This window comes from Planctellipticum variicoloris (assembly GCF_030622045.1).
GTDB lineage: Bacteria > Planctomycetota > Planctomycetia > Planctomycetales > Planctomycetaceae > Planctellipticum > Planctellipticum variicoloris.
The window spans coordinates 6,812,981-6,822,163 of record NZ_CP130886.1 but is presented as its reverse complement, the minus strand read 5'-3'; the positions used below and the strand labels follow the sequence as shown (position 1 = coordinate 6,822,163).

Genomic DNA, 9,183 nt, shown 5'->3' with positions numbered 1-9,183 from the left:
GTGTCTCAATCGACTAAGGAAAACTCGCCATGAAAACGGTCTTCGGTGGGATCATATCGTTTGTTCTGCTCGGTCTCTACGCCTCCTCGGTGATTGTGGCGATCGTCCTAGTAATGAGTCACGTGCCCAACCCAGACACCGCGTTCACGGAGGGATTTCGGCTCGCCATGACCACGATCGGCGCATTGGTCTCAGCGCTTGTGATTGCGGTTCTGGCAGCCACCGACGCGGGGGAAACGCCTCTGGTCGAGAGTATGAACCAGCAGGACTTCACGCCTCGCCAAGTCAAAGTTGTGAAAGTCGCGGTGCTCGCGTACCTCGGCGTGTGGATGCTTTGCGGGCTGGGGGCATTCGTGGTCGGAGTGATGATTCAACCTGACGCACTGAAGTCCTTAAATGACCACGGAAAGGCCTGGATCGGTCTGGCGGTCGCGACCGGCTACGCTTACTTCGGCCTCAAGCCCACTTCCAAAGCGAGCGTACGCATCGCAGTTGCACACGGAGATGGCTTCCCACCGAGCCAAGGAACCGTTTAAGGAACCCTCCCGCCGGGATCGACCGATTTGCCGCGAGTATAGTGGACACCGAAAAACAGACCATCGGCTCTGCTACTCCGGTGGCCAAGTAAAAGGGAGGGGAGTTGGCGGGCAACCGGAAGACCCACACGGCGACATTCTAGCCTTAGTATTACAGTTCCACTTTACGCGATTGCGCTGAGGCGATACCACTTGCCAGACTGGAGGGCAAGATGGAGCCGGAGATTTCGGAACAGGACGTTCTGCGGTGGGGTGAGGAACTGGATCGCGTTAGCGAGCGACTTGCGCCCCGGTTTGGACGTGTGGAAGTGCAGCGGCGGGCGCCCCTGTATGTCCGCGGACTGATCGCACGGGTCGATCGCAAGAACGGCTGGCAGCTGGCGGACTACCTCGGAGATGAGACGCCCAAGAATCTGCAGCCGGTCTTTCATAGATGCCGATTGCCCGTTCGCAGTGGGGTGCGGACGAGGTTTGCAACGACCTCCGGCGGTATGTCGTCGACCATCTGGCAGACGATGAGGGCGTGCTCGTCATCGAGGAAACCGGATTTCTGAAGAAGGGGACCAAGAGTGCCGGTGTCGCACGAATGTATTCCGGCACTGCGGGCCGGATCGAGAACTGTCAGATCGGTGTGTTCCTCGCGTATGCCACTTCGAAAGGGCGCACGCTGATTGATCGAGAGTTGTATCTGCCACAAGCCTGGATCGGTGACCGGGAACGCTGTCGGGAAGCCCATATTCCCGACGAGGTCGAGTTTGCGACCAAGCCGCAACTGGCCCGACGAATGTTGCAGCAGGCGATGGCGGATCAAGTTCCGGCACAATGGGTGACGGCCGATGAAGTGTATGATTCGGACTACCGATTTCGGGCTCATCCGGCTGATGCGTACCTCATGCGATGCAGTGCATAGAGTTTGAGGCGGAAGAACTCGAAGTCCCGATAACCAAAGGCCTGGCGCTGCAGCAGCCGGATCTTGTTGTTCACGGCCTCCAGCGGTCCCGTCGAGATCGGATAGTCGTACCAGGCCAGCAGGCTCTGTCGCCGGCTGGCCAGCGTCTTCGCGAACTTCTGCAGCAGTCGGATGCCGGAGGTGTTCGCCGCCTCCAGCCACTGGTCCAGCCAGCACGCAGCGGAGTATCAGGACTTCCTGGAGAATGCCCAGCCGCGACGTGTTCCGTCCATGCCTTTGCGAGGAATCGTCACGAACCGGCTGGAACGCCATCGCCCGGAAACTGAAGCCTGGCTCAAACGACATCGCATTCCGTATGAATCGCTCCAGATGTCGCCGCACGCGACTTTTGCCGCGCGCGATCATGCCGGAGATGCAGCCTTCCGTAAGGCGGCCGCGTATGACGCCGACCCGTCACTCCTGTTGTTCGTGGAGAGTGACGATCAGCAGGCTTTGGAAATCGCCCGCCGAACTGGCCGACCTGTCTTCTCGACGGCCCGAAACAACCTGGTGTGACGCCTGTTCCCGGTCCGCTACCAGTCCTGCAGTCTGTCTCCATCCGACTGAGTACGGCCGAGCAGCCAGTCGGTTCGAGAGACCAACGCGGTGCCGGCGTCGCCGCGACACAGACGTGCATGTCATTGGCACGGTCCGCCGGACGGCGGGCCGGTGCCGGTTTTGAGGCTCCTCGATTTCCAGGTGCTGCTTGGCGTCGAGGAACTTCTCTTCAATCGACCAGGACCACGAGTCACGCCGCAAGACGGTCTCCACATCCGCGGTCAGGTCGGTCGTGTAAAACACTTCAGCCCCCCCCCGCCGCCTCGCAAATACTCGACCGCAATCACCAGAACGTCCCGACCGGGGGGCTTTGAAGAACCGGCAGACCTGCGTCGCCACACGCAAGTGATACGCCCGTCCGGCGAACAATTTGAGTACCATCCGCTGGAGCCCTTTCCGCCGGAGCATTTCCCGAGCGGTAGGCAGCCTCTACTCTCTCCTGCGAGGCCGTCCCACCTGGCGTCGATGATCAGCAGGCCGGTCACTCCGGTGATGTCGGAGAGAACCTTGTCGAGCTTCAGATTCATCTGCGTCAGCGCCTTGAGCATGTGCAGAATGTGCTGGCAGGCGTGCTCGGTCAGCATCGACCGCTGCCGCAGATAGGCCCGCAGCACGCACGTCTGTCCGAGACGGAAAACCGCAGATCAGGCTTGCGACCGACCGCCACGCACCGCCCGCCACGCGGGAAGTGGATCCTCGCATCCCGTGCCCCCTCAATCCTGTTCGGCACAAGATTTGCGCATCCCCCTGACAGTCCATGGAGACTGTCAGAATGGCAAGGCGGCGGAAAGTGCTGGTGGAATCGCAGGTAGACCTGCAGGGGACGCGCCTGGTCCGGCAGATGCGGCAACTCGTCGCCCGGCTGCACGACGCCGGCACCGCACGCGACAAGGCCGGCAACCGCACGCTGTTCTTCGACGACTACCTCTGCCTGCTGCTGGTCTACTTCTTCACGCCCGCCATCGAGAGTCTGCGAGCCCTGCAGCAGGTCTCCGGCTGGCAGCAGACCCGCCGCAAGCTCGGCATCGCGCGGACTTCGCTCGGTTCGCTCAGCGAAGCGGCCCGCGTATTCGACGCCGAACTGCTGGAACCGCTGTTGGAAGAGCTGGTCGGCCAACTCCTGCCGCTGAAGACCGGCCGCGAAGCCGAAGCCCTCCAAGGGCTGACCGCCGTCGACGGCTCGATCTTCCGCGGCCTGTCGCGGATGGCGTGGGCGCTGTGGCAGAGGGACTGCCGCGGCGTCAAACTTCATCTGCACTTCGACGTGCTCAAAGCCGCTCCGTGCCAGCTCACCGTGACGCCGGCTGCCAGTTCCGAACCGGCCCAGTTGAAGGCCACGCTGCAGCCGGACCGACTCTACGTGCTGGATCGCGGTTACGCGTCGTTCGAGCTGTTCCGGGCCATCCTCGACGCCGGTTCGTCGCTGGTCGCCCGCGTCAAAGACGACATCAGCCTGCACGTTCAGGAAGACCGGCCGCTGAGTCCGGAGTCCGAGGCCGCCGGCGTCGTGCGGGACGTGGTGCTCAAGCGGCTGGGGACGGACAAGCACAAGGACGTCGTCGGCCGGCCGATGCGGCTGGTGATCGTCCGCACGAGCGATCGCGATGGCCAGCCGACCGAACTGTGGCTGGTGACGGACCGGCTGGACCTCGCTGCGGATCTGGTGGCGCTGGCTTACCGCTATCGCTGGACGATCGAGCTGTTTTTCCGCTGGCTCAAGAGCGTGCTGGGCTGTCGGCATCTGGTGGCGGAGAACCCCAACGGCGTGCTGCTGCAGATGTATGCGGTGTTGATCGCGAGTCTGCTGATCCAGTTGCGGACCGGTCGTCAGCCGACGAAGCGGACCTTCGAAGCGATTCAGTTTTACCTCCTCGGCTGGGTCAGCGACGAGGAACTGGACGCTCATCTGGCGGCCCTCGAAAAATTACCGGGATAGCCAGAACCACCCGTGCTGCGAATTCCGCACGGCCGTGGCGGTTGACGCTGCGCGGACATCTGCCGGAGAATCGCCAAAGGCGCGTCTTGACGCTGACGAATCCTCGCCCACGACGTCACAACCCGTCTCCCGCCACCCCCGGCAATCCTTGGGCCGAACAGAATTGCGTGCCCCCTCGACGGGAGCCATGCCCCCGAAACCCCGCCCGGCGAAAGGCTGTGTGAGAAATGCGGGCCAGCACCTGACAATGCAATCAACGTATTTCAAGTGTCCTCTGAAGAGGATGACGGGCAATCCTTTGTGGCGAGTTCTTGTCGCAACGTGTTGTTGCAGTGTGACTTCCGACATTGTCCTCAACAAGGCGTTTGACCAGTGAGTTGCCATCCGCGGCCGAATCAGGCGTCGCGACACATCATAACGGCTTCGAGCACGTCACTCCTCGCCTGCCATTGGAGAATGGCTCTCTTGTCATGGAGGCATTATGCAAACATTCGTCAGGTTGGACGAGGGCCGAAATCTGGTTGGGGTCGCCGAGAACGCCGTGGCGGAGAAAGTCTCCCTGTTCGGACGAGGAGGGTTTCGTCCCGCACGAAAATGCACTCGATCGTCGGGCCTGAAGCCGGCAGACGCAAAGCCAGCTTAAAATCGGTCCAAAATGCGTCATATAAGGTAGAGCCAGTGGCATAGCTCTGGCCGAAGCCGTTTCTGGCACCATTCAGCCTGTCGGTGACCCGTGTCAGCTTCTCCTGCCTCGGCGTTCGTGAGACGCTCAGTCGGAAACAAAGCGCCGAGCTGGCCGACGAGTTTCGACGCCGAAGCTAAGTTCCCTTCAAGAACTCACGGCAGCCCTCTCGTCGACGGTCACGACGACCTAAAAACTGGTCCAAAATGCGTCATATAAGGTGATGCCCTCGGCATAGCTCTGGGCGGTTGGCCGAATGCGAATAACAGCCTCGTGAGAATCGGTTTTGGCCGGTCTTTGCGAGGCTGTTTTGTTTTCTGGGGCAGCGGTTGGACTGGCAGGCGGGACCGATGGTCGGTTCCGAGAGGGATTCCATGTACGCGGAGGATCAACGTGTCGCACATTGTTTCGATTCAGACCGAGATCCGTGACCCGGTCGCCATTCGGGCGGCGTGTGGTCGGTTGGCGTTGCCGGAGCCAGTGTTCGGCGAGATGAAGCTCTTCAACAGCTCGGCGGTGGGCTGGGCGGTGAGGTTGCCGGAATGGCGGTATCCAGTCGTCTGCGATGTCGTCACTGCGAAGATCGCGTACGACAACTTCGGGGGTCGCTGGGGTGAGCAGCGGCATCTCGACAGATTCCTGCAAACATATGCGGTCGAGAAAACTCGGATTGAGGCCAGGCGTCGGGGCCACACCGTGACCGAACAGGCGCTGGCCGACGGATCGATCAAACTGACCATTCAGGTGGGAGGTGCGGCTTGAACAAGACCATCGAGATCATCGTGGCTTCCAGCGGCCAGTCGCGCGTCGAAACGAAGGGCTTCGTCGGGAGTGAGTGCCGTCTGGCCAGCCGGTTCGTCGAACAAGCGCTTGGGCAGCAGGTTGACGAACAGCTCAAAGCGGAGTTCCATCAATCCACCGGCAGCCAGCAGTACCTGAAGGAGGGGCAATGACGACCACACCGCGCCGGCATGTGCTGCGTTCGGTCAGAGCAACGGCCGATGACTCCACCCGGCAACGCCGAATCAACGCGAAACGGACGCGACTCCAGGCCGAGCAGCAGTCGCTACTGCGATGGAAGTCGCGTCTCCAACGGGCGTTTCACGCTGTCGAGAAGCAGCAGCGAACCATCTCCCGCCTCGAACGGGAACTCGCCCGCCTCGAAAGCCGCTGATCCGCTCGACTTTTCTCTTCGTATCGGTGGACCGTCGCGTCCGCCGTTCCTCTCCCATCCACAACCCGCAAAGGACCACACATGGCGCTCTCTGAGCAGCTGGCGGAGTACGTGCGCGCGTGCTTCACCGCGATCTGGATTGAAACGCACGAACAACACGAAGGGGCAGCGGCGATCGCGCAGCTCTGCCAACGGGAACAATGGCGATTGGCCACCTGGAACATCGACCAGGGGCTGCGCGTCAGCGGGGCCGCCGTCGAACAGTCCGGAGGCGATCCCTTGGCGGCGATCCGAGTCATCAATTCACTGGCGACGCCGGACGGGACCGCGCTGCTGGTCCTGGAGAATTTTCATCGGTTTCTGTCGTCGGTGGAAATCGTGCAGGCGCTGTCGCAACAGATTCTGGCCGGGAAGCAGAATCGTACCATCGTGGTGATCCTCGCCCCGGTGATCCAACTGCCGGTGGAACTCGACAAGCTGTTCGTGGTGATCGAACACGAACTCCCCGACCGGGAACAGATGGCCGAGATTGCCCGCGGGATCGCCACCGAGGCGTCGGAGCTCCCCGCCGGACCGGAACTCGACACCATCCTCGATGCGGCGGTGGGACTGACGCGGCTGGAAGCGGAAAACGCCTTCAGCCTGTCGCTGGTGCGCCACGGCCGGATCACCAGCGAGGCGGTCTGGGAGCTGAAATCGGGCATGCTCAAGAAATCCGGTCTGCTGGAGCTGCACCGGGGCCGGGAGGACTTCGGCAGCCTCGGCGGACTGGCCGCCCTGAAGTCCTTCTGCAAGCGGGCCCTGTTGCAGCCGAACCGGGGGCATCCCCACAAGCGCCCGCGGGGCGTCCTGCTGCTGTCGCCTCCCGGCTGTGGGAAATCGCAGTTCTGCAAGGCGCTCGGGAATGAAGTCGGGCGACCGGTGCTGGTGCTGGATGTCGGCAGCCTGCTGGGTTCGCTCGTCGGGCAGTCGGAGGAACGGACCCGGCAGGCGCTGCGTCTGATCGAGGCGATGGCTCCCTGCGTGGCGATGATCGACGAGGTCGAGAAGGCTTTCGCCGGCGTCAACGGCGGCGGCGATTCCGGCGTGGCGTCGCGGATGTTCGGGACGTTTCTGTCGTGGTTGAACGACCATACGTCGGACGTCTTCGTCGTCTGCACCTCGAACGACATCTCCCGCCTGCCGCCGGAGTTCGGCCGCTCGGAGCGGTTCGACGGGATGTTTTTCCTGGATCTGCCCACGCGGCAGGAAAAGGACGCCATCTGGACGATCTACCGGGACCGGTATGCCATCGATCCCGCCGTGACAATCCCGGAGGATGCCCAGTGGACCGGGGCCGAGATCAAAGCCTGCTGCCGGCTCTCGGCGCTGCTCGATGTGCCGCTGTCCCAGGCGGCCCAGAACGTGGTCCCGGTGGCGGTCACGGCGGCGGAAAGCATCGACCGGCTCCGAAACTGGGCCAGCGGCCGCTGCCTGTCTGCCCAGCAGCCCGGGATTTTTTCCCAGTCTCCGACAGCCAAGACGGGCTCGCGGCGGAAGGTTACCCGCGATGCATCCATGAACTGATTCCCATTCTCACCCCCCCAACAGGAGTCTCCGTGCTGACGAAACGCCACCTGGCCCTCCTGCGGGCGGCCCTGCAATTCTTGAACGAAGAACTCGTGCCGCACGGCGGGGACGCCGTGCGGCCGTACCTGGATGTCGCGCTCGATCAACCGGTGACGTCCGAAGAAGTCCGTCAATTCCAGGGATTCCTGGCCGAGGTTGAACCGCGGATCGGCCTGTTCGATCGACAGACCGGCCGCATGTCAGACGCCCCGCTGCAGGAATCGATTCCCGAGAGGCCGCCTCGCGATCAGGTTCCAGTCGTCGTCCTAATTCCATCGAACCGCTGACGGGCGGACCTTCAGAGGTCGTCCATCAGCTCGGCCAGCGTGATCCCCAGCGCCCGGGCGATGGTCTCGATATTCCGCAGGGCGACATTCCGCTCGCCCCGCTCGATCCCGCCGATGTAGGTCCGATCGAGGCCGCACGCCGCGGCAAAACTCTCCTGGGAATAGCCGGATTCCTTCCGCAGCACGCGGACGCGCTCTCCAAACCGCTCCAGGATGTCCGCCGCTCGCTTGACCATGCGGACATTGGAATGTTGACAATGAGTATCGCTCCACGGACTATGAGTAGCACTTTGAACTGATGACGATGCGCATCGTCCGCGGCGGATGGTCTGGTTCCCGCAGCGGGACGGCAGGCTGCCATTCGAACCGCTGTCTCCCTTCCCATTCCAACACCACTCACTGGAGCTCCTGATGCAACCCTCTGAATCTGGATCGAGTCTTGATCCTATCGCCGGTCGGTCCGCTGAGACTTCATCCACAAAGCCCCAGCCCCCGGAGAAACGTCCGTCACGCCCTCCCTGGATCGGCTCGGCCGTGCTGCTGGCAGGGGGCGTCGTGGCTATTGTGATCCTGATGATGGGCTGGGCGGTCACTCGCTGGTGGAACAGTGACATCCACGCCGCAAGCGAGACCGTCACATTGTGCGGTTGGATCCTGTGCGGTCTGGTCATTGTGTTGTCCCTGTTGTGGCTGGGAAACAGCCTCGAACAGCGCCTAAAGCCAGCACGCACACATCAGGCGGAAACGTGGCTGGACTGGAAGACCTTCATCGCCGTGGGAATTGCAATCATGGCCACCAAGGCCGGCGAAAGAGCCATGCAGCCGGAGCGCGGGCTCTATTTCCCACTTCCGGCGGGCTCCTCCGTTACTCAGCAGCTGAGAGGTCAAATTGCAAACCCTGACTCGGCCAACTTCGCCCTTCAACAGGGGCGGACCCGTCAGGCCACGGCAACCTACTGGAAGAACGCCGTGGCCAACTTGCATGGGATCCGCTTTCGCCGTCTCACGGAGACGGACTCCATGCCTGAGGTTTTCGAGCGGTTGACGCGGGACTTGCAGCAACAGGTTGAACAGGCCCGAGCCGCTTCAACGGCGCACGTCGACCTGGAATTACTCGACATGGTCCAACGGCATCTGGAACAGGATGACCGGTTGCTCACCGTTCTGGCGCAGATTCCCCAGCTGATGCAAGCGTTTCAGGTCGACTGGGGTAACGAGTCCGCCGGGCAACGGGCTCTCCAATGGCAACAGATCCAGGCCAGGCTGATCGTTCAGCCTGAATTGATGGAGAAACTTCCGCCGGAAGCCCAGCAGCTGATCAACGATGTCGTCGCGCTAGAAGAGCAGCAACAGGCGCAGTTCCGGGAGATCGAGCTGTTGCAGGCGATCCTGCGCGAACGCTACCGCGGCGTCGCGTTTCCACTGCCACCCATCGATCCGTAGCTCGGTTCTT

Annotated in this window: 11 protein-coding genes and 2 pseudogenes; 10 read left to right on the top strand and 3 right to left on the bottom strand. The window is 62.3% G+C overall.

What is annotated here, in order from left to right:
* Window positions 1-29: 29 nt before the first annotated feature.
* Window positions 30-536, top strand: coding sequence for a hypothetical protein (locus SH412_RS26655; protein WP_336521083.1), 507 nt, complete (start codon window positions 30-32; stop codon window positions 534-536).
* 212 nt (window positions 537-748) lie between these two features.
* Window positions 749-1,404, top strand: a pseudogene (locus tag SH412_RS26650) (IS701 family transposase); the annotation flags it as partial.
* Window positions 1,405-1,406: 2 nt separating this feature from the next.
* Here SH412_RS26650 and SH412_RS28735 read toward each other — a convergent pair.
* Window positions 1,407-1,610, bottom strand: a complete 204-nt coding sequence (locus SH412_RS28735) for a transposase (protein ID WP_419555830.1) — start codon at window positions 1,608-1,610, stop codon at window positions 1,407-1,409.
* A gap of 7 nt (window positions 1,611-1,617) precedes the next feature.
* Here SH412_RS28735 and SH412_RS26645 point away from each other — a divergent pair, with 7 nt between their 5' ends.
* Window positions 1,618-2,001, top strand: coding sequence for an HAD family hydrolase (locus SH412_RS26645; protein WP_336521082.1), 384 nt, complete (start codon window positions 1,618-1,620; stop codon window positions 1,999-2,001).
* Between the two features lie 488 nt (window positions 2,002-2,489).
* Here the strand turns inward: SH412_RS26645 and SH412_RS28730 are convergent.
* Window positions 2,490-2,666, bottom strand: a pseudogene (locus SH412_RS28730) (IS110 family transposase); the annotation flags it as partial.
* A 149-nt stretch (window positions 2,667-2,815) separates the two neighbouring features.
* On the opposite strand from SH412_RS28730, the gene SH412_RS26635 reads away from it, so the two are divergent.
* The 6 genes from SH412_RS26635 to SH412_RS26610 all read left to right on the top strand — a co-directional run bounded on the left by SH412_RS26635 (window position 2,816) and on the right by SH412_RS26610 (window position 7,730).
* Window positions 2,816-3,979, top strand: coding sequence for an IS4 family transposase (locus SH412_RS26635; RefSeq protein WP_336521081.1), 1,164 nt, complete (start codon window positions 2,816-2,818; stop codon window positions 3,977-3,979).
* Window positions 3,980-5,054: 1,075 nt separating this feature from the next.
* On the top strand, window positions 5,055-5,423 hold the full coding sequence (locus SH412_RS26630) for a DUF1257 domain-containing protein (protein WP_336521080.1): 369 nt from the start codon (window positions 5,055-5,057) through the stop codon (window positions 5,421-5,423).
* Window positions 5,420-5,614, top strand: a complete 195-nt coding sequence (locus SH412_RS26625; RefSeq protein WP_336521079.1) for a DUF2997 domain-containing protein — start codon at window positions 5,420-5,422, stop codon at window positions 5,612-5,614. Before SH412_RS26630 ends, SH412_RS26625 begins: the two co-directional genes overlap by 4 nt.
* Complete coding sequence (locus tag SH412_RS26620; protein WP_336521078.1) at window positions 5,611-5,835, top strand: hypothetical protein; 225 nt, start codon at window positions 5,611-5,613, stop codon at window positions 5,833-5,835. Before SH412_RS26625 ends, SH412_RS26620 begins: the two co-directional genes overlap by 4 nt.
* Window positions 5,836-5,916: 81 nt before the next feature.
* Entirely contained in the window at window positions 5,917-7,401 is a 1,485-nt protein-coding gene (locus SH412_RS26615; RefSeq protein ID WP_336521077.1) for an AAA family ATPase, read from the top strand.
* A 32-nt stretch (window positions 7,402-7,433) separates the two neighbouring features.
* Window positions 7,434-7,730: a hypothetical protein gene (locus SH412_RS26610; RefSeq protein ID WP_336521076.1), complete on the top strand. Its 297-nt coding sequence runs from the start codon at window positions 7,434-7,436 to the stop codon at window positions 7,728-7,730.
* A gap of 11 nt (window positions 7,731-7,741) precedes the next feature.
* Here the strand turns inward: SH412_RS26610 and SH412_RS26605 are convergent, their stop codons facing one another.
* Window positions 7,742-7,966, bottom strand: coding sequence for a helix-turn-helix domain-containing protein (locus SH412_RS26605; RefSeq protein WP_336521075.1), 225 nt, complete (start codon window positions 7,964-7,966; stop codon window positions 7,742-7,744).
* Between the two features lie 319 nt (window positions 7,967-8,285).
* Between SH412_RS26605 and SH412_RS26600 the strand changes: the two genes are divergently transcribed.
* Window positions 8,286-9,173 carry a hypothetical protein gene (locus SH412_RS26600; RefSeq protein WP_336521074.1) on the top strand — a complete coding sequence of 296 codons (888 nt, stop codon included), beginning with the start codon at window positions 8,286-8,288 and terminating at the stop codon, window positions 9,171-9,173.
* Window positions 9,174-9,183 lie beyond the last annotated feature (10 nt).